The organism is Candidatus Kosakonia sp. 282A-S69 (genome assembly GCF_029433855.1).
Classification (GTDB): Bacteria; Pseudomonadota; Gammaproteobacteria; order Enterobacterales; family Enterobacteriaceae; genus Kosakonia; species Kosakonia cowanii_A.
The window spans coordinates 174,726-174,961 of sequence record NZ_JAROAU010000005.1 but is presented as its reverse complement, the minus strand read 5'-3'; the positions used below and the strand labels follow the sequence as shown (position 1 = coordinate 174,961).

The 236-nt window shown below is 68.2% G+C and carries 1 pseudogene; it reads right to left on the bottom strand.

From position 1 onward, the window contains the following. Nucleotides 1-236, bottom strand: a pseudogene (locus tag PU683_RS21660) (ISL3 family transposase); the annotation flags it as partial.

The window sequence follows — 236 nt, the reverse complement described above, 5'->3', positions numbered from 1 at the left end:
AGAAGGCGGCGCAGTCGGTCGGGCTTGGCGCGGCCGTATATGGAGCGCTTCAATAGCTTGAGGCGATTGACTCGCCCCTCGGCCTGCCCGCTGCTCAGGGCAACCTAAGGCCAGCGTGGACCGCAATCCCGTCCTGCCGGAGGCTAGTGGCGAAGCTCTCGACCACGCTTCACCCCGCACGTGCGAGCGTCGCCTCGTCCGCCCCCGGTTGCTTGAGACCACCCGTTGGCGGACGG